The sequence below is a fragment of the Streptomyces sp. Mut1 genome (assembly GCF_030719295.1).
Taxonomy (GTDB): domain Bacteria; phylum Actinomycetota; class Actinomycetes; order Streptomycetales; family Streptomycetaceae; genus Streptomyces; species Streptomyces castrisilvae.
In genome coordinates this window covers 5,283,574-5,307,196 of the sequence record NZ_CP120997.1, presented here as the reverse complement: position 1 = coordinate 5,307,196, position 23,623 = coordinate 5,283,574, and the positions used below count along the sequence as shown (strand labels likewise).

Annotated in this window: 16 protein-coding genes; 7 read left to right on the top strand and 9 right to left on the bottom strand. The window is 73.2% G+C overall.

Features of this window, described 5'->3' with window-relative positions:
* Window positions 1–35 precede the first annotated feature (35 nt).
* Both P8A18_RS23210 and P8A18_RS23205 read left to right on the top strand, forming a co-directional pair.
* Window positions 36–1,184 (top strand): ThiF family adenylyltransferase, encoded by a 1,149-nt coding sequence (locus P8A18_RS23210; protein WP_306057266.1) that lies wholly within the window; start codon window positions 36–38, stop codon window positions 1,182–1,184.
* A 41-nt stretch (window positions 1,185–1,225) separates the two neighbouring features.
* Window positions 1,226–2,779, top strand: a complete 1,554-nt coding sequence (locus P8A18_RS23205; RefSeq protein WP_306057264.1) for an ABC1 kinase family protein — start codon at window positions 1,226–1,228, stop codon at window positions 2,777–2,779.
* Between the two features lie 185 nt (window positions 2,780–2,964).
* On the opposite strand, the gene P8A18_RS23200 is transcribed toward P8A18_RS23205, so the two are convergent.
* From P8A18_RS23200 to P8A18_RS23185, 4 genes are all read right to left on the bottom strand, one after another.
* Window positions 2,965–3,288, bottom strand: a complete 324-nt coding sequence (locus P8A18_RS23200) for a putative WhiB-interacting protein (protein ID WP_306061086.1) — start codon at window positions 3,286–3,288, stop codon at window positions 2,965–2,967.
* A gap of 32 nt (window positions 3,289–3,320) precedes the next feature.
* Complete coding sequence (locus P8A18_RS23195; protein WP_018105532.1) at window positions 3,321–3,689, bottom strand: WhiB family transcriptional regulator; 369 nt, start codon at window positions 3,687–3,689, stop codon at window positions 3,321–3,323.
* A gap of 173 nt (window positions 3,690–3,862) precedes the next feature.
* Window positions 3,863–4,201, bottom strand: coding sequence for a hypothetical protein (locus P8A18_RS23190; RefSeq protein ID WP_306057262.1), 339 nt, complete (start codon window positions 4,199–4,201; stop codon window positions 3,863–3,865).
* A gap of 165 nt (window positions 4,202–4,366) precedes the next feature.
* On the bottom strand, window positions 4,367–6,565 hold the full coding sequence (locus P8A18_RS23185) for an ATP-dependent DNA helicase UvrD2 (RefSeq protein ID WP_306057260.1): 2,199 nt from the start codon (window positions 6,563–6,565) through the stop codon (window positions 4,367–4,369).
* Between the two features lie 261 nt (window positions 6,566–6,826).
* Between P8A18_RS23185 and P8A18_RS23180 the strand changes: the two genes are divergently transcribed.
* The gene (locus P8A18_RS23180) at window positions 6,827–7,084 is read left to right on the top strand and encodes a mycoredoxin (RefSeq protein ID WP_018549877.1); all 258 of its coding nucleotides are present in this window, start codon (window positions 6,827–6,829) and stop codon (window positions 7,082–7,084) included.
* Between the two features lie 69 nt (window positions 7,085–7,153).
* Here P8A18_RS23180 and nudC read toward each other — a convergent pair whose 3' ends face one another.
* Genes nudC through P8A18_RS23165 form a run of 3 tightly spaced genes read right to left on the bottom strand, consistent with a single transcriptional unit; the run spans window position 7,154 to window position 13,027 of the window.
* The gene (gene nudC, locus P8A18_RS23175) at window positions 7,154–8,101 is read right to left on the bottom strand and encodes an NAD(+) diphosphatase (RefSeq protein WP_306057258.1); all 948 of its coding nucleotides are present in this window, start codon (window positions 8,099–8,101) and stop codon (window positions 7,154–7,156) included.
* A gap of 44 nt (window positions 8,102–8,145) precedes the next feature.
* Window positions 8,146–9,540 (bottom strand): dipeptidase, encoded by a 1,395-nt coding sequence (locus P8A18_RS23170; protein ID WP_306057256.1) that lies wholly within the window; start codon window positions 9,538–9,540, stop codon window positions 8,146–8,148.
* A gap of 10 nt (window positions 9,541–9,550) precedes the next feature.
* On the bottom strand, window positions 9,551–13,027 hold the full coding sequence (locus P8A18_RS23165; RefSeq protein ID WP_306057254.1) for an ATP-dependent helicase: 3,477 nt from the start codon (window positions 13,025–13,027) through the stop codon (window positions 9,551–9,553).
* Between the two features lie 153 nt (window positions 13,028–13,180).
* Between P8A18_RS23165 and P8A18_RS23160 the strand changes: the two genes are divergently transcribed.
* A complete protein-coding gene (locus tag P8A18_RS23160) occupies window positions 13,181–14,080 on the top strand; it encodes an SAM-dependent methyltransferase (protein ID WP_306057252.1) in 900 nt (299 codons plus the stop codon).
* Window positions 14,081–14,132: 52 nt separating this feature from the next.
* Window positions 14,133–15,038 carry an SAM-dependent methyltransferase gene (locus P8A18_RS23155; RefSeq protein WP_306057250.1) on the top strand — a complete coding sequence of 302 codons (906 nt, stop codon included), beginning with the start codon at window positions 14,133–14,135 and terminating at the stop codon, window positions 15,036–15,038.
* 9 nt (window positions 15,039–15,047) lie between these two features.
* Here P8A18_RS23155 and P8A18_RS23150 read toward each other — a convergent pair whose 3' ends face one another.
* Window positions 15,048–18,371: an ATP-dependent helicase gene (locus P8A18_RS23150; protein WP_306057248.1), complete on the bottom strand. Its 3,324-nt coding sequence runs from the start codon at window positions 18,369–18,371 to the stop codon at window positions 15,048–15,050.
* Between the two features lie 213 nt (window positions 18,372–18,584).
* Window positions 18,585–18,953: an MGMT family protein gene (locus P8A18_RS23145; protein ID WP_371933708.1), complete on the bottom strand. Its 369-nt coding sequence runs from the start codon at window positions 18,951–18,953 to the stop codon at window positions 18,585–18,587.
* 221 nt (window positions 18,954–19,174) lie between these two features.
* On the opposite strand from P8A18_RS23145, the gene P8A18_RS23140 reads away from it, so the two are divergent.
* Together P8A18_RS23140 and P8A18_RS23135 are read left to right on the top strand one after the other, a co-directional pair.
* Window positions 19,175–21,913: a lysylphosphatidylglycerol synthase domain-containing protein gene (locus P8A18_RS23140; RefSeq protein ID WP_306057245.1), complete on the top strand. Its 2,739-nt coding sequence runs from the start codon at window positions 19,175–19,177 to the stop codon at window positions 21,911–21,913.
* Between the two features lie 70 nt (window positions 21,914–21,983).
* Entirely contained in the window at window positions 21,984–23,585 is a 1,602-nt protein-coding gene (locus P8A18_RS23135) for an alpha/beta hydrolase (RefSeq protein WP_306057243.1), read from the top strand.
* The last annotated feature ends 38 nt before the right edge of the window (window positions 23,586–23,623 follow it).

Sequence of the window (23,623 nt, the reverse complement as noted above, 5' to 3'; positions counted from 1 at the left end):
CAGCCACACAGGCCGCACACAGACCGGGGGAAGCCGTGCATCCGATGTTGAAGCCCGCACTGCGCCGCGCATGGCGCGGCCGCGACACCGTGCAATTCGGAGTGACACCCGCCCACGCGGTGAAGGTGGGCCCGATGGATATCGCGACGGGCTGTTTCATGGAACTGCTCGACGGGACCCGGGGCATGCCTCTGCTGCGCGAGGAAGCGAGGGCGATGGACCTGAGCGAGCGCCATGTGGACGCGCTGGTCATGCGATTGATGGACGCCGGTCTGCTCGATGACGTACGGGCGGGCGGCCCGGAGGCCGACGCCCTGCGGAAGCGGCCGGATGTCCTGGAGCGCCACCGCCCCGATCTGGCGTCGCTCTCCGTCGTGCATCCCGAGCCCGGGGCGGCGATGCGCCGGCTGGCGGCCCGCCGCTCGACGCGCGTGCAGGTACGGGGCGCGGGGCGGGTCGGCGCGGCCGTCGCCGCGGTGCTCTCCGGGGCCGGTGTGGGGCGGGTCGAGGTGCTGGACGGCGGATGTGCGGAGCCCGGTGACGTGTCCCCGGGCGGGCTGCCCGCCTCCGCCGTGGGCGAGCGCCGGGACATGGCGGCCCGCCAGCTGGTACGCCGCTCCGCCCCCGGCCCGGCTCCGCGAGCACCCGGGGCGGCGGGTACCGGCCCGGCCGGCCGGGAGCCGGGCCTGTCGCTGATCGTGGTCGCCCCGCGCGACGGTCTGTCCGGGTACGTCCCCGATCCGGGTACGGCCGAGCCGTGGATCTCGTCGGGTACGCCCCATCTGTACGCCGGGGTGATGGAGGCCACCGGGTTCGTCGGGCCGCTGGTCCTGCCCGGCGGCACCGCCTGTGCCGGCTGCCTGCATCTGAACCAGCGGGACCGGGACCCCCAGTGGCCGCGCATGCTGGCGCAGTGGCAGTCCGGGCGTCGCGGTGCCGTGCAGGCGTGCGACCTGGGGCTGGCGACGGCGGTCGCGGGCCTCGCGGCGGCCCACGCGCTGGCCTTCCTCGACGGTGAGCTGCCGGCGAGCACCGGGTCCCGGTGGGAGGCGGCGCTGCCGCTGTTGGACTGGAGGTCGGAACGGATCGGGGCCCACCTCGACTGTTCCTGTGGGGCCGCCGGTCACACTGAAGGGGTCCGCGCCTCCGGAGCCGGCAGGGCGCACGACACAATGGCCGGGTAACCGCCGCACGCAGCGCGGCAGTCTGGGACTTGGAGGGGCATATGTCTGATCTTCCCCGGAAGGCGGTCACCCGAACCGCCAAGCTGGCCGCGCTGCCCTTGGGATTCGCCGGCCGCGCCACGTGGGGCCTGGGCAAGCGCATCGGGGGCAGGTCCGCGGAGCTGGTGGCCCGCGAGGTGCAGCAGCGCACGGCCGACCAGCTCTTCAAGGTGCTCGGCGAGCTGAAGGGCGGGGCGATGAAGCTCGGCCAGGCCCTGTCGGTCTTCGAGTCCGCGCTGCCTGAGGAGGTGGCCGGCCCCTACCGCGCGGCCCTCACCAAACTCCAGGAGGCCGCCCCGCCCCTGCCGAGCGCCACGGTGCACGCGGTGCTGGCGGAACGGCTGGGTGAGGACTGGCGGGAGCTGTTCCTGACGTTCGACGACAAGCCGTCGGCCGCCGCCTCCATCGGGCAGGTACACCGGGCCGTGTGGCACGACGGCCGGGACGTGGCGGTGAAGGTGCAGTATCCGGGCGCGGGCGAGGCCCTCCTCTCGGACCTCACCCAGCTCAGCCGGTTCGCGCGGCTGCTCGGGCCGCTGATCCCCGGCATGGACATCAAGCCGCTCATCACGGAGCTGCGCGACCGGGTGTCGGAGGAGCTGGACTACGAGCAGGAGGCGCGGTCCCAGCAGGAGCATGCGCTGGAGTTCGCGGACGACCCCGATGTGGTGGTCCCCGGGGTGGTCCACCAGTGCGCCCAGGTGCTGGTCACCGAGTGGATCGACGGAATCCCGCTGGCCGAGGTGATCGCCGAGGGAACGGCCGGGCAGCGCGACCGGGCCGGGCAGCTGCTGGCCAGGTTCCTCTTCTCGGGCCCCGCGCGCACGGGCCTCCTGCACGCCGATCCGCACCCGGGCAACTTCCGGCTGCTGCCGCCCGTCTCACCCGCCACCACGGAGACGGGCGGGACCGAGGAGACCGGCGGGACCGGCGAGACCGAGGGAGCCGAGGCGGCCCAGGCGACCGAGGTAGCCCAGGCGGCAGGGCAGACCGGGCAGGGGGCCGACGACGCGGGTCAATGGCGGCTCGGGGTCCTCGACTTCGGGACGGTGGACCGGCTTCCGGGCGGGCTTCCGCAGACCATCGGGGACTCGTTGCGGCTGACGCTGCGGGGAGACGCGGACGCGGTGTACGAGGTGCTGCGGGCGGAGGGGTTCGTCAAGGACTCGATCGACCTCGATCCGGACGCGGTGCTCGATTATCTCCTGCCGATCATCGAGCCGGCCGAGGTGGAGAGCTTCACCTTCAGCCGGAGCTGGATGCGCCACCAGGCCGCCCGGATAGCCGATCCGCGCTCCCCCGCCCACCAGTTGGGCAAGCAGCTGAACCTGCCGCCCTCCTACCTGCTGATACACCGGGTGACGCTGAGCACGATCGGAGTGCTGTGCCAGCTCGGCGCCACGGTCCGGCTCCGCGACGAACTGGAGTCCTGGCTCCCGGGCTTCCTCCCGCCCGAGGAGACGGGCCGGCCCGAGCAGGAAGAAGGCGTCGTGGCAGAGCAGCAGTTGGGCGACGAGCCCGTGGCCGGGGCCGCTGAGACGGTGGATGCCGGGTAGGCGGAACGGCCGCGGGGCCGGTCCGGCGGACGGACCGGCCCCGCGGCACGGGTACTGCCAGGGCCTGTCCGGCGGGTGTTGCCGGCCGGGCGCGGCCCGCCGGGCGCAGAGAGCGGCTGCGCGCCGACGGACACCGTTGGTGACCGGCCCCGTCCGACCCGTGCGGGTCGGTGGTGCGTGGCGGATCAGTGCATGACGGCCATGGCCAGCGCACGGCGGGCACGCATCGAGGCGCGCTCGGCCCGGCGCTGCATCCGCCGCGCGGAGATCAGGCGCACGGCCTGACGGTCCGCGTCGACTTCACGCATGCGGTCGTGCATATGCGCACGAGCCAGGGCTTCTGGGATGAGTTGCATTTCGCGGGTCCTGTTCTGACGCGAGTCGTTCGCGCCGATGATGGTGACGTCTGGTGTCGCGGAGCCGACGGGCTCTGACATGGGGATGGTCATTGGAGCCTGGTTTCGGGGGTCGTGGGTGAGGGGACGGTCGATGGTTCCGATGCGCTTCATGGGCTTGGGGGCCGGGACCCCCAGGTCGGCGGTCACGCCGCGACCGGGTTCTTGCGCGGACGGCCACGCGGACGCTTGCGGGCGACGACGACACCCTGGATGAAGAGCTCGCCACCCCAGACACCCCACGGCTCGCGGCGCTCCTTGGCGCCGGCGAGGCAGGCCTCGACGAGCGGGCAGGTGCGGCAGAGGGACTTGGCGTACTCGACGTCGGCCGGGGACTCCGCGAAGAAGACCTCCGGGTCGTAGGCACGGCAGGGGACGGGCACACCGAGGTTCTCGATGGCGTCGTCGAGCGCGGTGAGCGCGGTGAGGGGGGTCAAGGTGGAGTCCTCCGTGAGGCCGGGCGGGGAGATCGTGTCGGAAGGCGGTACTGACGGGGCGTGCGCTTCGAGTTGCACGGTGGTGGTGTCCTCGTCTGGTCGTTTCCGGCCTGTTGGCCGGGGGGCGGCTGGTACCAGGTCCTGCTTGTCCCGAGGCTCCTTCGCGCTGTCCCGTCCGTTCGGACAAAACAAAAGGGCCGCGGATCCCGAGTGGGGTTCCGCGGCCCTGAAGGCGCCGGCCTGATGCTGGATCAGGCTGGATCACTCCAGGGTTCAGGCCCACGGAAGGCCCACATCGTGTGGTGGTGCTGCGTCTGCTCGGTGAAGCCGGCTTCCGCTCCCGCACCGACGGCCGCAAAGGCATAGGCCTGGGCCTGTCCCTTCGCTACTGCTGCTGCCGGTGCCTGGGTCGGTCGCTCATTGCGCTCCCGCACGGGAAGGCCGGCCGGGGACATCGGGATGACGGCGGAGACGCCGGACACACCGGTGGCACGCAGCGAGGACTTCGAGGAACGGGCGAGAAGGCCGAGCGAGCAGGCGGAGACGACCGAGAGATCGGTCATTTTGTTGGTCTCGATGATGCTGATCACTGGAATCGCCTCCTCTCGGCGTCTCGGGGGGACCGGCGAACCGGCCCTGCGTATTCGGATAAGTACAGCACGGAACCAGGGCTTCAGAGAAGCCGCTGTTTCCGTGGTTAAGAACCTATGGTGATGACTGGGGCGGGCGCAAACTATTTTTTCGACGAGTTTTTCTCACATCTCCCCGTCGGCCTCCGCGCTCCCCTCGCTCCCGTCCCCACCTGCGCAGATGTCCAGGACAGCGGCACCGAAGCGGCCCAGCTTCCGCGCGCCGACCCCGGAGATCCCGGCCAGATCCCCCTCGCTGCCGGGCACCGCCTCCGCGATCGCCATCAGTGTCTTGTCGGTGAACACGCAGTACGCGGGCTGGCCGATCTCCCGCGCCCGGACCGCCCGCCAGTCGTGCAGGCGCTCGTACAGTGCCTCGTCCATGTCGGACGGGCAGTCGTCGCAGCGCATCAGCTTCATCTCGCCGGCATCCGTCAGGGTCTTGCCGCAGACCCGGCACCGCGCGGGACCCCGGGGCTTGCGACGGGCCACCACCGGCCGCTCGACGCCCCCGCCACCGGCCGCGGTGCCCGCCGCGCTCCGGCCGCCGGGCCCGGCCGAGCCGGGGCGCAGCCCGTTCAGGAAGCGGGTCGGCCGCCGTCCGGGCCGGCCGCCGGGCGAACGGGACAGCGACCACGACAGCGCGAGGTGGTGGCGGGCCCGGGTGACGCCGACGTACAGCAGGCGGCGTTCCTCCTCGACCTGCTCGGCCGTCTTGGCGTAGGTGATCGGCATCATGCCCTCGGTCAGCCCGACCAGGAACACCGCGTCCCACTCCAGGCCCTTCGCCGAGTGCAGCGAGGCCAGGGTCACGCCCTGCACGGTGGGGGCGTGCTGGGCGGCGGCCCGCTCGTCGAGCTCGGCGACCAGGTCGGAGAGGGTCGCGCCCGGCTTGGCCCGTTCGAAGTCCTCGGCGAGCCTGACCAGGGCGGCCAGGGACTCCCAGCGGTCGCGCACCGCACCGGAACCGGCGGGCGGCTCGCTGCGCCACCCCTTCGTGGAGAGCACCGCCCGCACCTCGGCGGGCAGGCCCTCCGCGTCGTCGAGCAGGGAGTCGTTGCCCCCCGCGCGGGCCGCCCCGCGCAGTGCGATGCCCGCCTCGCGCACCTCGGGGCGCTCGAAGAAGCGCTCCGCGCCCCTGAGCTGGTAGGGCACGCCCGCGTCCGCGAGGGCCTGCTCGTAGACCTCGGACTGGGCGTTGACCCGGTAGAGGACGGCGATCTCACCGGCCGGGACGCCCGCGGCGATCAGGTCGCGGATGCGGCGGGCGGTTCCCTCGGCCTCGGCCGGCTCGTCCGCGTACTCCACGAAGGCGGGCTCGGGGCCGCGCTCGCGCTGGGAGACCAGGTCGAGGCGGTGCTCGGCGGCCCGGCCGGTGGCCTGGGCGAGCAGCCCGTTGGCCAGGTGGACGACCTGGGGGGTGGAGCGGTAGTCGCGGACGAGCTTGACGACCGTGGCCCCCGGGTGGCGGGTGCGGAAGCCCAGCAGGTGGTCGGGAGTGGCCCCGGTGAAGGAGTAGATCGTCTGGCCCGCGTCACCGACGACGCAGAGACTGTCCCGGTCGCCGAGCCAGAGATCGAGCAGCCGCTGCTGGAGCGGGCTCACGTCCTGGTACTCGTCCACCACGAAGTGCTGGTACTGGCGGCGGACGTGGTCGGCGATGTCGTGCCGGTCCTGGAGGATACCGACGGTCAGGAGGAGCACGTCCTCGAAGTCGATCACCGTCCGCTCGCGCTTCAGCTGCTCGTACATCGCGTAGACCTGGGAGATCTCCGCCGGGTCGCGCGGGGCGTCCCGCTGGGACTTGGCGACCATGGCGGGGTAGTCGGCGGGCACGGTCTGGGTGACCTTGGCCCACTCGATCTCGCCGGTGACGTCCCGCAGCTCGTTGCGGTCGAGCCGGATGCCGCAGCGGGCCGCCGCCTCGGCCACCAGCTGGACCTTGCGCTCCAGCAGCCGGGGCAGATTGCCACCGACCGCTTTCGGCCAGAAGTACTGGAGCTGCCGCAGCGCGGCGGAGTGGAAGGTGCGCGCCTGCACCCCACCGGCTCCCAGCTGCCGCAGCCGGCCGCGCATCTCGCCGGCGGCCCGGTTGGTGAAGGTGACGGCCAGCACGCTCGACGGCTGGAGTATCCCGGCGCGCACCCCGTAGGCGATGCGGTGCGTGATGGCACGCGTCTTGCCCGTACCGGCTCCGGCCAGCACGCACACCGGGCCCTGCAGGGCCGTGGCGACCTCGCGCTGCTCGGGGTCGAGCCCGTCCAGGACGGCGTCGGCGGTGTCGGGGACCTGAGGGAAGAGGGTGGAGTGCGTTGCTGATGTCACCCCGCCATGCTGCCAGGTCGCGCGGGGCCGGTGCGGTGGTTGTCCACAGGGGTGACGTATCCGTCGTACTAATGCGGCGGCCCCGTCCGGTCCGGTACGCGGCCGCCGCCGAGCCCGGCCCCCCGCGCCGGGAATGGCGGCCGGGCTCCGTACGTTCACCCTGCGTGCGGCAACGCACGTCCCGGCCCCTGTGCGACGCACCGGACCCCCGCCCGGACGTGAGGGATTGCCGGGACCGATGAGACAGAGGAGTGCGAAGACATGCCGGGCACTGTGACGATGTACAGCACCACGTGGTGCGGCTACTGCCGTCGGCTCAAGGGTCAGATGGACCGCGAGGGCATCGCCTACACCGAGATCAACATCGAGCAGGACCCGGAGTCGGCGGCCTTCGTCGAGAAGGCCAATGGCGGAAACCAGACGGTTCCGACGGTTCTGGTGGTCCCGGCCGGCGGCGGTGACGACGTCGTCATGACGAACCCGAGCCTGGCCCAGGTGAAGCAGGCCCTCGCGGTCTGATCACCCTCGCACCCACCCCGCCCTCTCCGGTCAGCGCACCGGAGGGGGCGGTCGTGTGTCCGGGTCCGGTCAGCCCGTCGCGCGGAGCGGCTTCGGAAGGGGCTTTCCGTACCAGAGCTCGATCAGGCGGGACGCGATCGAGATGCCGAACGGGGGCAGGATCTCGCCGGACTCGAAGGCGGCCGTCAGCTCCTCGCGGGAGAACCAGCGCGCCTCCTCGATCTCCTCGCCGTCCACGTCGATGTCGTACGTCGTGGCGCGGGCCATGAAGCCGAGCATCAGGCTGGAGGGGAACGGCCAGGGCTGGCTGGCGACGTACTCGACCTCGCCGACGGTGATGCCCGCCTCCTCGTAGACCTCGCGTGCCACGGACTGCTCGATCGACTCGCCCGGCTCGACGAATCCGGCCAGCGTGGAGAAGCGGCCCTCGGGCCAGTGGACCTGGCGGCCCAGCAGGGCGCGGTCCTGGTCGTCGGTGACGAGCATGATGACCGCCGGGTCGGTGCGCGGGTAGTGCTCGGCGCCGCAGGCCTGGCAGCGGCGGATGTGGCCGGCCGCCGCGATGACCGTGCGTTCGCCGCAGCGGGAGCAGAAGCGGTGCAGCCGCTGCCAGTTCTCCAGGGCGACCGCGTGCACCATCAGACCGGCGTCGCGGGGGCCCAGGAGCATCCCGGCCTCGCGCAGCCCGGCGGGCCGGGCCGACTGGTCCATGCGGCCCGGGAGGGTGTCCTTCTGGAGGGCGAAGTAGCTGACACCGTCGGCGTCCGTGCCGAGGAAGTAGCGATGGGTCTCGGTGACGGGTGCCTCGAAGGCGGGCGTCATCACGAGTTCGGTGCCGTCGTCGGTGTCGTCGATCAGCACCTGACCGCCGGAGACGACGAAGACCCGGGTCGTCGGGTGGCTCCACGCGGCGGACAGCCATGCCTCGTCGAGGCGGTGGTGCGCCGCGCGGTCGATGCCGCTCGGCGCGGTCAGACCGATGGGCCGGTCTGCGGTGGCGTTGTCGAAGGTGCTCACAGGTGCTTCCTACTCCCCCGGGATGGATCGGGTGTTCAGAGGATTCAGCGGAGGGCGGCCGCCATTTCGCTCCAGAGGTGGGCGGCTGTCTCCACGCCCTTGAACAGCAGGCCGAGTTCGACCTTCTCGTCGGGGGCGTGCCAGCCGTCGGACGGTACGGAGATGCCGAGGAAGAGGACGGGTGCGCCGAGCACGTCCTGGAGGTCGGCGGCGGGACCGGAGCCTCCTTCCCGGGTGAAGAGGATCTTCTGGCCGAAGGCCCGGCCCATGGCGCGGGCGACGGCCCGCAGCGCCGGGTGGTCCAGGGGCGTCAGGCAGGGGCGGGTGGCGGGGAGGAAGGTGATCCGGTGGCCGATTCCGGCCGGGACGCGGGCCTCGGCCCAGGCCTGTACGGCCTGCTGGACGTGGTCCGGGTCCTGACCCGCGACCAGGCGGAAGCTGATCTTGACGCGGGCGGACGACGGGATGATCGTCTTGCTGCCGGCGCCCTGGTAGCCGCCGCCGATGCCGTTGACCTCGGCGGTGGGGCGGGCCCAGATCCGCTCCAGCGTGGAGTATCCCGCCTCGCCGGATGCCGCCCCGGACCTGGCGGTGCGCAGCCAGGTGTCCTCGTCGAACGGCAGCTCGGCGAAGAGGGCGCGTTCGGTGGCGGTCAGTTCGGCCACGCCGTCGTAGAAGCCGGGGACCGCGACCCGCCCGTCCGTGTCGTGGAGCGCCGCGACGAGGCGGGCGACCTCGGTCGCCGGGTTGGGGACGGCGCCGCCGAAGGAGCCGGAGTGGATGTCCTGCTCCGGCCCGTGCAGCTCGATCTCGCACTCGGCGAGGCCGCGCATCCCGGTGCAGACGGTCGGAGTGGTCTCGTTCCACATGCCGGTGTCGGAGACGATCACGGCGTCCGCGGCGAGGCGGTCGGCGTGCTGCTCGACCAGGGCGCGGAAGTGCGGGGAGCCGGACTCCTCCTCGCCCTCCACGACGAGCTTGAGGTGGACGGCCGGGGTGGTGCGGCCGGTCGCGGCGAGGTGCGCCCGGACGCCGAGGGTGTGGAAGAACACCTGCCCCTTGTCGTCGGCCGCGCCGCGTCCGTACATCCGGCCGTCGCGGATCACCGGCTCGAACGGCTCGGTGCTCCAGCCGTCCTCGCGGGCGGCGGGCTGGACGTCGTGATGCCCGTACACCAGGACCGTGGGGGCCGCCGGGTCGTCGGACGGCCACTCGGCGAAGACGGCGGGCGCCCCGTCCGTCTCCCAGACCTCGGCGACCGGGAAGCCGGTCTCCTTCAGCTTCGCCGACAGCCACTCGGCGCTGCGCCGTACGTCGCCCTCGTGCTCCGGCTGAGCGGATACGGAGGGGATGCGCAGCCACTCGGCGAGGTCGTCGAGGAAGGCCGCGCGGTGCCGCTCGGTGTACGCGTGGACAGCGCTGTCCGGGGTATCGCTCATGACCTTCAGCTTATCCGTCCGACGGAGGTGGCTCGTCCAGGAGGATGCGCTCCAGCTCCGGGCGGCCCGGGAGGCGGGCCGGGCGGACGCTCTCGCCGCTGCGGACGAAGAGGAACGTCGCCGTGACGTCGGTGAGCGCGAGGCCGTGCAGCTCGGCCCAGGCCAGCCGGTAGACGGCGAGCTGGAGGGGGTCGGCGGTGTTGGTGCGGCTGGTCTTCCAGTCGACGATCTCGTACGTGTCCCCCGTGCGGTACACGGCGTCGATCCGGCCCCGGATGATCCGCCCGGCCAGTGTGATCTGGAAGGGCGTCTCCACGCGGTACGGGGTGCGGCGGGCGTACGGGGTGCGCTCGAAGGCCTCCTTCAGCTCGGCGAGGTCGCGCTCGTCGGCGATGTCGGCGTCGCTCTCGTCGCCGCCGGGCAGCTCGTCGGGGCCGAGCATGGGCAGCGGCAGCTCCTCGAACCGGGACTCGACCCAGGCGTGGAAGCGGGTGCCCCGGCGGGCGGCCGGCTGCGGCGGGCGGGGCATCGGCCGGGCCAGCTCCCGGGCGAAGCCGTCGGGGTCGTCGGCGAGGCGCAGCAGCTGGGTGGCGGAGAGGGAGGCGGGGACGAGGACGTCGCGCACGGTGGCGCGGGCGCGGCGCAGCTCCCCGGCGAGCGCGTCGAGGTCGCGGTCCCAGGAGGCGAGGGTGCGGGCCTCCTCGGGCGTGAGCCGCGCGGGGGCGGGGGCGGGGGTGCGGGCCGCCGGGACGTGGGGAAGCGGCGGTTTGCCGTCGTCACCGCCGGGGAACGGCGCGTCGTCCGGGAACGGCGCGTCGTCCAGGAACGGGTCCTCCTCGAACGGGTCCTCCTCGTCGGGCAGGGCGTCCCCGTCGAACACGCCGTCCTCCGGGAACGGCTCGTCGTCGGGGAACGGCGGCCCCTCCGGGCGGGCGGTCTCCTCGGCCCGCGACGCCTCCCCCGTCACCGCCGCCAGGTGGTCCAGCACCGTGTCCGCGGCCGCGCGGCGGCGGGCCAGGGCGGTGGCGTCCAGAGGCAGCGGCCAGGCGTGGTCGGCGGCGGCCTCGGACAGGGCCGGGTTCTCCTCGGTCTCGGCCGGCCCGTCCTCCCAGGCCTCGATCTCGCCGTACCCGGCGGCGCAGTGCTCGTACAGCGCGTGCAGGAAGGCGGACGGGCCGCGCGGCTTCTTCTGGCTGGGGCCCCACCAGTGGCCGGAGCCGAGCAGCAGGGTGCGGGGGCGGGTGAAGGTGACGTAACCGAGTCGCAGCTCCTCGGTGTGCTGGTGCTCCTTCATCTCCTCCTTGAAGCCCTTGAGGCCCTTGAGGCCCTTGGCGTCGACGGTGTGGAGGGCGGGCAGCGTGGCCCGGTCGCCGCGCAGGGCGTGCGGGAGGACCTGGGACTGGGTGGTCCAGGCGTCGCGGGACTGGCCGCTGGGGAACTGGCCCGCGACCAGGCCGGGCACGGCGACGACGTCCCACTCCAGGCCCTTGGACTTGTGGGCGGTGAGGACCTTGACGGTGTTCTCGCCGCCGGGCAGCGCGTTGTCCAGGCCCTTTTCGTACTGGGCGGCGGTGCGCAGGAAGCCCAGGAAGGCGAGCAGGGTGGCCTCGCCGTCGACGGCGGCGAAGCGGGCCGCGACGTCCAGGAAGTTGCCCAGGGTCTCGCGGCGGCGGGCGGCGAGTGCCTGCGGGGAGGCGGAGAGCTCGACTTCCAGGCCGGTCGTGCTCAGGACCCGGTGGAGCACGTCCATCAGCGGGTCGGCGAGCGAGCGGCGCAGCTCGCGCAGTTCGGCGGCGAGGCGGGCGAAGCGGACCCGGGCATCGGCGGAGAACGGAAGCCGGTCGTCCTCCTGGCCGCCCGCGTCGAGGAAGGTGTCCAGGGCGTCGGCGAGGGAGATCACCTCGGCCGGGTCCACCCCCTCGACGGCCTCGGCGAGCCGGCGGTCGGGGTCGAAGTCCTCGTCGTCGCCGTGGGCCGCGCGGTGGACGAGGAGGCGGGCCCGGCGGCCGAGCAGGGCCAGGTCGCGGGGGCCGATCCGCCAGCGGGGGCCGGTGAGCAGGCGGACCAGGGCGGCGTTGGCCCCCGGGTCCTGGAGGACCTCGCAGACGGCGACGAGGTCGGCGACCTCGGGGAGGTGGAGCAGCCCGGAGAGGCCGACGACCTCGACCGGGATGTCCCGGGCGACCAGCGCGGCCTGGATCTCGGGGAAGTCACCGGCGGTGCGGCACAGGACGGCGATCTCGCCGGGTGCCTTGCCGGTGCGTACGAGGTGGGCGATGGAGTCGGCGAGCCAGGCCAGCTCATCGGCGTGGGTGCGCAGCAGGGCGCAGCGGACGAGGCCGTCGTGCTCGGCGCCGGGGGCGGGGCGCAGGGCCTCGACGCCCTCGTGCATGGCGCGCAGGGGTGCGGCGAGGTTGTTGGCGAGGTGGAGGAGGCGGCCGCCGCTGCGGCGGTTCTCGCTGAGGGAGTAGCGGGTGGCGGGGGTGCCGTCGGCGTGCGGGAAGTGGCTGGGGAAGTCGTCCAGGTTGGCGACGGAGGCGCCGCGCCAGCCGTAGATGGCCTGGCAGGGGTCGCCGACGGCGGTCACGGCGTGTCCGCAGGCGGCGCCGTCGGGGCCGCTGCCGAAGAGGGCGGAGAGCAGGAGGCGCTGGGCGACGGAGGTGTCCTGGTATTCGTCGAGCAGGACGACCCGGTATTCGTCGCGCAGGATCGCGCCGACCTCGGGGCGGGTGAGGGCCAGCTCGGCGGAGAGGGCGATCTGGTCGCCGAAGTCGAGGAGGTCGCGGCTCCGCTTCGCCTCGCGGTAGCGCCGGGTCAGCGTGAGCAGCTCGCGGCGGGCCTCGGCGGTCTCGGGGATCCTGCGCAGTTCCGCGTTGCTGAGCCTGGCGGTCTCCAGGGTGCGCAGCAGCTCGGCGTCGTACTCCGCGAGCTGTTCGGGGCGCACGAGGTGTTCGGCCAGCTCGGCGTCGAGGGCCAGCAGGTCGCTGACCAGGGTGGGGAAGGACCTGGTCAGGGCGGGGTAGGGGCCGGGTGCCTCGCGCAGCACGCGGGCGGCGAGCTGGTAGCGGGTGGCGTCGGCGAGGAGGCGCGTGGTCGGTTCGAGGCCGATGCGCAGGCCGTGCTCGGTCAGGAGGCGGCCGGCGAAGGCGTGGTACGTGGAGATGCCGGGCTCGCCCGGGGGGTCGTCCGGGTCGATGGCGTCCGGGTCGGTGACGCCGGCCGCGACGAGGGCCTTGCGTACGCGCTCGGCGAGCTCGCCGGCCGCCTTGTTGGTGAAGGTGAGCCCGAGGACCTGCTCGGGGGCGACCTGTCCGGTGCCGACCAGCCACACCACACGCGCCGCCATCACCGTGGTCTTCCCCGACCCGGCTCCGGCCACGATCACCTGCGGGGCGGGCGGCGCGGTGATGCAGGCCGTCTGCTCCGGGGTGAAGGGGATGCCGAGAAGCTCCTTGAGCTGCTCGGGATCGGTGAGGCGCGGGGACACTCCACAGAGGCTAACCGGCTCCACCGACAACCCACGAAGCGCCGGGGCGCGCACCCGTCACCGCCTCGTCCCCGCCTCCCGGTGGGACGCATGCGTCGCGGATGGGTCTAAATTATCTGCTTGTCGCATCAACAGCCTTACGAGGACGGTCACATGAGCGCCGACGCACCCGCCCCCGACGCCGCCGAGCTCCGCAAGCGCATCGACACGACGAAGGCGCACCCCGCACGGGTCTACGACGTCTTCCTCGGCGGCAAGGACAACTACCCGGCCGACCGCGAGGCCGCCGCCATGGCGGCGAAGGCCAATCCGCGCGGGCACCTCGACGTGCGGCACAACCGGGACTTCGTCCGGCGGGCCGTGACCGTACTGGCGGACGGGACGGGCATCCGGCAGTTCCTGGACATCGGCACCGGGCTGCCGACCCAGCAGAACGTCCACCAGATCGCCCAGGCCATCGCCCCGGACGCGGAGATCGTCTACGTCGACAACGACCCGATCGTCCTCGTCCACGCGCAGGCGCTGCTCACCAGCAGCCCCGAGGGGCGTACCGACTACATCGAGGCCGACCTGCGCGAACCGGACAGAATCCTGGAGGCGGCCCGCCACACCCTCGACTTCGACCGGCCCGTCGCCCTCGTCCTCGCCGCCGTCCTCCACTTCATCGAGGACGAGACCGCCCACCCGGTCGTCGCGCGGCTGCTCGACGCGCTGCCGTCCGGCAGCCATCTCGTCCTGAGCCACCTCAGCGCCGACATGAACCCGGGGCCGATCACCAAGGTGGCCGAGACGTTCCACAAGCGGGGCTTCTCGTTCGTGCTGCGCCGGCGCGAGGAGATCGAGCGCTTCGTCACCGACAACGGTCTGGAACTGCTCGACCCCGGGATCGTCCCGTCGCGGCACTGGCGGCCGGACCACGCGGCCGACGCGACCGAGGCCGAGGGGCCCGCGCCGGAGCGGCTGGACCACCTGGACGAGGGCCGGTACGTCAGCATCTCCGAGGCGACCGACGAGGACGTCAACATCTACGTCCTCGTGGCACGCAAGCCCTGACCGACCCGCACATCATCAGCCTTTCGCATAACAGTCATACGAGGACGGTCACATGAGCGCCGACGCACCCGCCCCTGACGCCACCGAGCTCAGGAAGCGCATCGACACGACGAAGGCGCACCCCGCACGGGTGTACGACGTCTTCCTCGGCGGCAAGGACAACTACCCGGCCGACCGCGAGGCCGCCGCCATGGCCCTGGCCGCCAACCCGCGCGGCTACCTCACCGTGCGGCACAACCGGGACTTCATGCGGCGGGCGGTCACCCTCGCGGCGAACGACGGCGTCCGGCAGTTCCTGGACATCGGCACCGGGCTGCCGACCCAGCAGAACGTGCACCAGATCGCCCAGGCCCTCGCGCCCGAGTCACGGGTGGTCTACGTCGACAACGACCCGGTCGTCCTCGTCCACGCGCAGGCGCTGCTCACCAGCGGCCCGGAAGGCCGTACCGACTACATCGAGGCCGACCTGCGCGAACCGGACAGAATCCTGGAGGCGGCCCGCCGCACCCTCGACTTCGACCGGCCCGTCGCCCTCGTCCTCGCCGCCGTCCTCCACTTCATCGAGGACGAGACCGCCCGCCCCGTCGTGAAGCAGCTCGTCGGCTCCCTCGCACCCGGCAGCTTCGTCGTCCTCAGCAATGTCAGCTCCGACCTCAACCCGGAGCAGGTCGGCAACATCACCAAGGGGTTCAAGGAGCGCGGCTTCGCCATGGTCCGCCGCTCCCACTCCCAGATGGAACGCTTCGCCACCGACAACGGTCTGGAGCTGCTCGACCCCGGGATCGTCCCCGTGCACCGCTGGCGGCCCGAGCGGGTCGTGGACCTGCCGGAGGCCAGGAACCCCGACCCGGAGTTCCTGGCGGACCTGGACGAGCTGGACCGTACGCGCTACCACGGCATCAACGACGTCACCGACGCGGATGTCAGTGTGTACGGCCTGGTGGCGCGCAAGCACTGACCCGGGTTCCTACTCCAGGACGTGCCGGCCCTCCGGCTGGGCGCTGCACGAGGCCCGGAAGGCGCAGTGGGTGCAGTGCTGGCCGGTCGTCGGGGTGAACCGTTCGTCCAGGACCCGGCCCGCGGCGGTCGCCAGCAGGTCGGAGACCCACTCGGAGTCCGGCGGCGCCTGCCCCTGCACCTTGGGCGCGGCGTCGCCCCCCTCCTTCTTGGGGGCGGCCTGGCGCAGCTGTACGAGTTCGGCGCCGCCCGGCTCGGGCCGCGTACCGCCGAAGACGTCGTCGACCGCCCCTTCCCGGACCGCCAGCTGGTAAACGGCGAGCTGGGGGTGGCGGGCGACCTCGTCCTTCGTCGGGGACTGCTTGCCGGTCTTGAAGTCGACCACGTAGGCCCGGTCCTCGGCGTCCCGCTCCACGCGGTCCATGGAGCCCCGGATGCGTACCGCGAACTCCCCCGCCTCCAGCGTCACGTCGAAGTCGTGCTCACTGGCGACGGGGGTACGGCCGGCCCGGTCCATGACGTGCCAGCGCAGGAAGCGTTCGAGGGCGGCCCGCGCCTGCTCCTTCTCCTGGCCGGACTTCCAGGGCGCGTCGAAGACCAGCCCGTCCCAGACCGAGTCGAGCCGCTCCATCAGGACGGCCAGATCGGCGGGCGTCCGGCCGGAGGCCACCTCGTCGGCCAGGACGTGGACGACGTTGCCGAAGCCCTGGGCGGCGGTCGCGGGCGCGTCGGCCTTCACCTCGCGGCCCAGGAACCACTGGAGCGCGCAGGTGTTGGCGAGCTGGTCGAGCGCGCTCCCGGAGAGGGCGACGGGCTGGTCCCGGTCGCGCAGCGGCAGGGCCGAGCGGGTCGGCTCGTAAAGACCCCACCACCGGTACGGGTGGGCCGAGGGCACGAGCGGCCGGCCCTCGTCGTCGGTGAGCGCGGCCAGCCGGGCGAGGCGGCGGGCGGCCTCCTCGCGCAGGGCGTCGGAGGCAGCGGGGTCGACGGTCGTGGCGCGCAGCTCGGCGACGAGCGCGGCGACGGCGAGGGGGCGGCGCGGGCGGCCGGTGACGTCCCGGGGTTCGACGCCCAGCTCGGTGAGGAAGCGGGAGGGCTGGTCGCCGTCGTCGGCGGGGGCCTTGACCGCGGTGACGACCAGGCGCTCGCGGGCCCGGGTCGCCGCCACGTAGAACAGCCGCCGCTCCTCCGCGAGGAGGGCGCCGGGCGTGAGGGGTTCGGCGAGGCCGTCGCGGCCGATCCGGTCCGCCTCCAGCAGCGAGCCGCGGCGCCGCAGGTCCGGCCAGAGCCCTTCCTGCACCCCGGCGACGACGACCATCCGCCACTCCAGGCCCTTGGACCGGTGGGCGGTCATCAGGCGCACGGCGTCCGGCCGCACCGAGCGGCGGGAAAGGGTGTCGGCCGCGATGTCCTGGGCGTCGACCTCCTCCAGGAAGTTGAGCGCGCCCCGGCCGCCCGTGCGCTCCTCGGCGCGGGCCGCGGTGTCGAACAGGGCGCAGACCGCGTCGAGGTCGCGGTCGGCGTTGCGCCCGCCCGCGCCCCCGCCCAGGGCCGCGCGCTCCAGCCGGCCCGGCCACGGGGTGCCCGACCACAGCGCCCACAGGGCCTCCTCGGCGGTGCCGCCCGCTTCGAGCAGCTCACGCGCCGTGCGCAACAGCGCGCCCAGGCGCTGGGCGCCGCGGGCGTACGCCGGATCGTGCGCCACGAGCCGCTCCGGTTCGGCGAGCGCGCGGGCCAGCAGTTCGCCGGAGGGCGCGGGCACCCGGTTCCCGGCGGCGCGCTCCTCGTCCCGCAGGGCGCGGCCGAGCCGGCGCAGATCGGCGGCGTCCATGGAGCCGAGGGGTGAGGCGAGCAGGGTCAGGGCGGTCTCGGTGTCGAGCCAGACGGTTCCCTCCTCGGCCGGTCCTCCTTCCAGGGCCGCCGCGGCCACCGCGCGCAGGGCGGTCAGGAGGGGGGCCACCGCGGGCTCGTGGCGCAGGGCCAGGTCGTCGCCGTCCACCTCCAGGGGAACGCCCGCCGAGGTCAGCGCCCGGCGCAGGGCGGGGAGCGTACGGCCGCCGGCCCGGACGAGCACCGCCATCTCGTGCCACGGCACCCCGTCCTCCAGGTGCGCCCGGCGCAGCAGGTCGGCGACATTGTCCAGCTCGGTGGAGGCGGTCGGGTAGGTGTACGTCTCGACGCCGCCGCCCTCGAAGACCGCGCCCAGCTCCCGGTGGGCGCGGACCTTCGCCGACGGGAGCCGGGTGAGCGGCATCCGCCGGGTGAGCAGCCGGGTGGCGGCGAGCAGCCGGTCGCCGGAGCGGCGCGAGGTGGTGAGGACGCCGACCGGGGCCGGGGCGCCGTCCGCGCGCCGGAAGATCTCGGGGAAGTCGAGGATGCCGTTGACGTCGGCGCCCCGGAACGCGTAGATCGACTGGTCGGGGTCGCCGAAGGCGATCAGATCGCGCCCGCCGCCGGCCCCGGGAGCGCCGCCCCGGTTGCCGGCCAGCGCGTGCAGCAGCCGCACCTGGGCCGGGTCGGTGTCCTGGTACTCGTCGACGAACACCGCGTCGTAGCTCCCGGCCAGCAGCGCCGCCACCTCGGGGCGCTCCGCGAGCAGCACCGCGCGGTGGACCAGCTCGGCGTAGTCGAGGACGCCCTGGGCGTCCAGCACGTCGAGGTATTCGGCGAGGAAGCGGGCGGCGGCGCCCCAGTCGGGCCGGCCGGTGCGCCGGGCGAAGTCCGCGAGGGCGTCCGGGCCGAGGCCCAGCTCACGGCTGCGGGCGAGCACCGCGCGCACCTCGTCGGCGAAGCCGCGCGTGGTCAGGCAGGCCCGCAGCTCGTCGGGCCAGCGGATGTGCGGACGGCCCTCCTTCTCCAGGTCGAGCTGGCCGGCCAGCAGATCGCGGACGGTCACGTCCTGCTCGGGTCCGGACAGCAGCCGCAGCGGGTCCGCGAAGAGATCGGCGTCCTGGTGGGCGCGGACCAGGGCGTAACAGAAGGAGTGGAAGGTGGTGGCCTGCGGTCCCCGGGCGGCGCCGAGCCGGGCCGCCATCCGGTCGCGCAGTTCGACGGCGGCCTTGCGGCTGAAGGTGAGGACCAGCACGCGCGCCGGGTCGGCGCCCCGGGCGATCCGGGCGGCGACGGCTTCGACGAGCGTGGTCGTCTTGCCCGTACCGGGTCCGGCGAGCACCAGCAGCGGCCCGCCGGGGTGGTCAACCACCGCGCGCTGCGCCGCGTCCAGGAGAGGGGGCTCCACGGAACCCGGCAGGGTGCGCACCAGCCGGTACGGACCCGTGGTCCCCTGCCGTGCCTGACGGCGAGGACTGTGCCGGGTGGTGGAGGAGGTACTCACGTGGGATCGCCGGTCCTGGTGGGTGTACGGGTGGTGAGGGCGCGGTGTCTGCCGCGAACTGACGACGCTACTCCGGCGCGCGGAGCGAATGCGCCGGGACGGCTGCGGGGATCGTCACGTTCTCCGGGCGGCCGCGCCCCGGCCCCGGGCCGCGCTTCCCGCACACCGTACGGACCGGGCTCCGCCCGATACGCCGCCGGATGGCCGAAGCTGTCAGGTGTGAGCTCCCCCACCGCCGCCCGTCACGCCGTCCCACCGCGCGCGCCGCATGTCCAGGCGCGGGAGGTGGCCCTCCGCGCCGCGCGACGCCTCGCGCAGCGGGGTGCTCTCCTCGCGGTAGTGGTCCAGCGCGCGCAGCTCGTGGCCGGGCAGCAGCGCGCCGTCCGAGCGCACCACGCGCCACCAGGGCGCCGCTCCCCCGTACAGCGTCATGACGCGGCCGACCTGGCGCGGGCCGCCGTCGCCCAGCCACTCCGCGATGTCGCCGTAGGTCATGACGCGGCCGGGCGGGATCAGATCGGCGACGTCGAGCACGCGTTCCGCGTACTCCGGCAGCGCGTCGGCCGTCGGGTGTTCACTCATCGTGCCCATCCTGCCGTACGCCACCGACAGTCCCCGCAGGTCCGTGTCCGGGCGCACACGCAGCGTGCGCGTGGTGGGAAAGGAGCGTATGTTGCGCATCGCACGCCCCCGCATCGCACCCTGATGCCCCCTTGCGTCCGTCGGCCGTGCCACCATCATGCGGGCGGTGACCGGTGATACGAGACCACGAAGACCAATCAGAGGCGACGAAGGAGCAGGGCGTGCAGCCACCGAAGGCGGCCGACGACGCCTCCGACGCCGAGCCACGCCCGGACAAGGCCCGGCAGGATCCGGGCACGGACGCGGAGGGCTCTTCCGGGCACCTGGCCGGTTCGACGCTCTCCACCTCCGAGGAGGCGCTCACCGAGCGCGTCTCGGGGGACGAGCCCCTGCTGCCCGCCCGGGTGCACCGCCCCTCCGACCTGCTGCGCCTGCTCATCGGGGTGCTGGCGGTCGTCGTGCTGTTCTCCGTCGCCGCCTTCGCCCACGGCACGACCACCGGACTCGAACAGGACATCAACAAGGGCACCGGACAGGCCCCCGACCTGCTCATCAAGCTGGCCGGGCTGGTCTCCAGCATCGCCGTGCTCCTGGTACCGGTCGCCTTCGCCATCGAGCGGCTGATCAAACGGGACGGGCTGCGGATCGCGGACGGGGTGCTGGCCGCGGTGCTGGCGCACGGCGTGACGCTCGCCACCGACCTGTGGGTCGCCAAGTCCGCTTCCGGAACCGTGCAGGACGCGCTGACCCAGCCGACGCCCGGTGACGCGGTGACCGATCCCGTGCACGGCTACCTCGCCCCCGTGATCGCCTATATGACGGCGGTGGGGATGGCGAGACGGCCGCGCTGGCGGGTCGTGCTGTGGGTGGTGCTGCTGCTCGACGCGTTCGCCATGCTGGTCGGCGGCTACACCACCCCGTTCTCCATCGTCCTGACGGTCCTGATCGGCTGGACGGTCGCGTACGGCACGCTGTACGCGGTCGGCTCGCCGAACGTCCGCCCGACCGGGCAGCACCTGATGGCCGGGCTGCGCCACGTGGGCTTCCGCCCGGTCACCGCGATGCGGGCCGAGGACGCGCCCGACTCCGGCGACCAGAGCGACCGGGGGCGGCGCTATCTGGTCTCACTGGAGGACGGGCCACCGCTCGATGTGACGGTCGTGGACCGCGAGCAGCAGGCCCAGGGCTTCTTCTACCGGGTGTGGCGCAGGCTCACCCTGCGCGGCATCACCCAGCGGCGGTCCATCCAGTCGCTGCGCCAGGCGCTGGAGCAGGAGGCGCTGCTCGCGTACGCCGCCATCGCCGCCGGGGCCAACGCGCCCAAGCTGATCGCCACGTCCGAGCTGGGCCCGGACGCGGTGATGCTGGTCTACGAGCACATCGGCGGCCGGTCCCTGGACGCCCTGGAGGACGCCGAGATCACCGACGCCGTGGTCCGCGGCGCGTGGCATCAGGTGAAGGCCCTCCAGTCGCGCCGGATCGCGCACCGCAGGCTCACCGGAGACGCCATCCTGGTGGATCGTTTCGGCAAGGTGTTCGTCACGGACCTGCGCGGCGGGGAGATCGCGGCCGGTGATCTGGTGCTGCGGATGGACGTCGCGCAGCTGCTCACGACGACCGGTCTGCGGGTGGGCCCCGAGCGGGCCGTGGCCGCCGCGCTCGCCGTGCTCGGCCCGGACGCCGTCGCCGATTCCCTGCCGCTGCTCCAGCCGATCGCGCTCAGCCGGTCCACCCGGGCGCATCTGCGCAGGCTCGCCCGGGAGCGGTCGCAGCGCGAGCGCGAGGCCGTGCTCGACGCTTCGGACGCGGCGAAGCGGGCCAAGGCCGAGGGCGCGGAACTCCCCGACGAAGGGGACGCGGGCCGCAAGGCCGTTCGCAAGTCGCTGCGCACCGAGAAGCAGGCCGAGAAACGGGCCATGGACGACGCGCTGGAGGAGGCGCGCGAGGAGGACCTGCTCTCCCAGATCCGCCGGGAGGTCCTGCTGATCCGGCCGCAGGCCCCCGTCGAGCCGGTCCGCCTGGAGCGCATCAAGCCGCGCACCCTGTTCAGCTTCATCGCCGGTGCCATCGCCGCGTACTTCCTGATCTCGCAGGTCACCCAGGCCGACTTCGGCGCGGTGGTCGAGCAGGCGGAGTGGGGCTGGGTGGCGGCGGCGGTCGGCTTCTCGGCGCTCAGTTACGTGGCTGCGGCGATGAGCCTGCTGGGCTTCGTGCCCGAGCGGGTGTCGTTCGGCAGGACGGTCCTCGCGCAGGTCGCCGGTTCGTTCGTGAAGATCGTGGCGCCGGCGGCGGTCGGCGGGGTCGCGCTGAACACCCGTTTCCTCCAGCGCTCCGGGGTCCGGCCCGGCCTCGCGGTCGCCAGTGTGGGCGCCTCGCAGCTGTTCGGCCTGGGCTGTCACATCCTGCTGCTCGGCGCCTTCGGCTATCTGACCGGCACCGAGAAGACCCCGTCCTCGCTCACCCCGTCCAGGACCGTGATCGCGGGGCTGCTGACGGTCGCCGTGCTGGTGCTGGTGGTGACGGCAATCCCGTTCCTGCGCAAGTTCGTGGTGACCCGGGTGCGGTCGCTGTTCGCGGGGGTCGTCCCGCGCATGCTCGACGTGGTGCAGCGGCCGCAGAAGCTGCTCACCGGCATCGGCGGGATGCTGCTGCTGACCGGTGTGTTCGTGATGTGCCTGGACGCCTCGATCCGGGCGTTCAGCGGACCGGACACCCCCCACCTCAGCTACGCGAGCATCGCGGTCGTCTTCCTCGCCGGCAACGCGCTGGGCTCGGCCGCCCCCACGCCCGGCGGCATGGGCGCCGTCGAGGGCGCCCTGACGCTGGGTCTGATCGCGGTCGGGCTGCCGAAGGAGGTCGCCGCGCCCGCGGTGCTGCTGTTCCGGCTGATGACCCTGTGGCTGCCGGTCCTTCCCGGCTGGCTCTGCTTCAACCACCTGACCCGCAAGGGCGAGATCTGAACCGTGCACCGGCCACCCAGTTGGACCGGCACCCCGTGCACCCCTCCCCGCACCGCCGCAGCATGGAGCGATGAGGACCTCCCCTGCCCTGCGCGCCGCGGCGCTCGCCGCCACCGTGACCGTGCTGCTCCCCCTCTCCGGCTGTGCGAACGGCGGTGACAAGGACGCGGCCGACCGCTCGACCAGCCCGCCGCGCGCGGCGAACGCCGCCACCGGCAGCCCGTCCGGCCTCGCCGCCCAGAAACTGACGTGGAAGAAGTGCCCCGCCCCTTCCCAGGCACAGGGCGGCGGAAAAGCGCCCTCCCCGCTGCCCGGCGGGGCCGCCTGGGAGTGCGCCTCGATGAAGGCCCCCCTCGACTACGCGAAGCCCGACGGCGACACCATCGAGCTGGCCCTCATCCGCGCCGGGGCGATCAACGAGAAGAAGCGGATCGGCTCGCTCATCTTCAACTTCGGCGGCCCCGGCGGCTCGGGCGTCGCCACCCTGCCCGCGTTCGGCACCCAGTACGACAAGCTGCGCGCCCGCTACGACCTGGTGAGCTTCGACCCGCGCGGGGTGGGGAACAGCGACGGGGTGGAGTGCGAGACCGACAAGCAGCTGGACGCGCGCTACCAGGAGGACGGCACGCCGGACGACGCGGCGGAGGAGAAGGCGTTCGTCAAGGACACCAAGGAGTACGCCGCCGCCTGCGAGAAGAGGTCCGGCGAACAGCTCCCGTACGTCGGCACCACCAACGCCGCCCGCGACATGGACCTGATGCGCCAGGTACTCGGCGACGACCGGCTCCACTACTTCGGCATCTCGTACGGCACCGAACTCGGCGGCGTCTACGCGCACCTGTTCCCCAAGAACGTGGGCAGGGCGGTGCTGGACGCGGTGGTCGACCCGACCGAGGACGCCGAGCAGTCCTCGCTCGGCCAGGCCAAGGGCTTCCAGCTCGCCCTGGACAACTTCGCGAAGGACTGCGCGGACCGGGGCGACGCCTGCAAGCTGCCCGGCTCCGACCGGAAGGAGATCGAGCAGGGCATCGTCGATCTGCTCGACCGGCTGGAGAAGAAGCCCGTCAAGGGCATCGGCTCCCGCAGGCTGACGCAGACCCAGGCCACCACCGGCATCGCGGCCGCCCTCTACTCCAAGGAGACCTGGCCGCTCCTCGAACAGGGTGTGGACGAGGCCGACGGCGGGAACGGCTCGCTGCTCCTGGCCCTCGCCGACTCCCTCAACGGCCGCTCCGAGGACGGGCGCTACGACAATTCGGCCGCCGCCTACACCGCGATCAGCTGTGCCGACTCCCGGGAGCGGTTCACCCTGGAGCAGACGAAGGCGAAGCTGCCCGCCTTCCGGGAGGCGTCTCCGGTCTTCGGCGACTACCTGGGCTGGGGCCTGATGGGCTGCACCGACTGGCCCGCGAAGGGTACCTGGAAGACCCCTGACGTCAGCGCTCCCGGCTCGGCCCCCGTGCTGGTCATCGGCAACACCGGTGACCCGGCGACCCCGTATGCGGGCGCCAGGGCGATGGCCGAGGAGCTGGGCGAGGGCGTCGGTGTGGAGATGACGTACAAGGGGCAGGGGCACGGCGCGTACAACAGCGGCGACGCCTGCGTGCAGAAGGCGGTGGGCGGCTATCTGCTGGACGGCAGGGTCCCGGCCGCCGGAACGGTCTGCGGATAGGCCCCTGCCGCGCGCCTACCATGGGCGAACTGCCGGAC

Coding starts and splice junctions, on each gene's coding strand:
- P8A18_RS23200 (WP_306061086.1), bottom strand. CDS start 3,288: ATGAAGCGCATCGGAACCATCGACCGTCCCCTCACCCACGACCCCCGA.
- P8A18_RS23155 (WP_306057250.1), top strand. CDS start 14,133: ATGAGCGCCGACGCACCCGCCCCTGACGCCACCGAGCTCAGGAAGCGC.
- P8A18_RS23145 (WP_371933708.1), bottom strand. CDS start 18,953: ATGAGTGAACACCCGACGGCCGACGCGCTGCCGGAGTACGCGGAACGC.
- P8A18_RS23160 (WP_306057252.1), top strand. CDS start 13,181: ATGAGCGCCGACGCACCCGCCCCCGACGCCGCCGAGCTCCGCAAGCGC.
- P8A18_RS23205 (WP_306057264.1), top strand. CDS start 1,226: ATGTCTGATCTTCCCCGGAAGGCGGTCACCCGAACCGCCAAGCTGGCC.
- P8A18_RS23135 (WP_306057243.1), top strand. CDS start 21,984: ATGAGGACCTCCCCTGCCCTGCGCGCCGCGGCGCTCGCCGCCACCGTG.
- P8A18_RS23180 (WP_018549877.1), top strand. CDS start 6,827: ATGCCGGGCACTGTGACGATGTACAGCACCACGTGGTGCGGCTACTGC.
- P8A18_RS23170 (WP_306057256.1), bottom strand. CDS start 9,540: ATGAGCGATACCCCGGACAGCGCTGTCCACGCGTACACCGAGCGGCAC.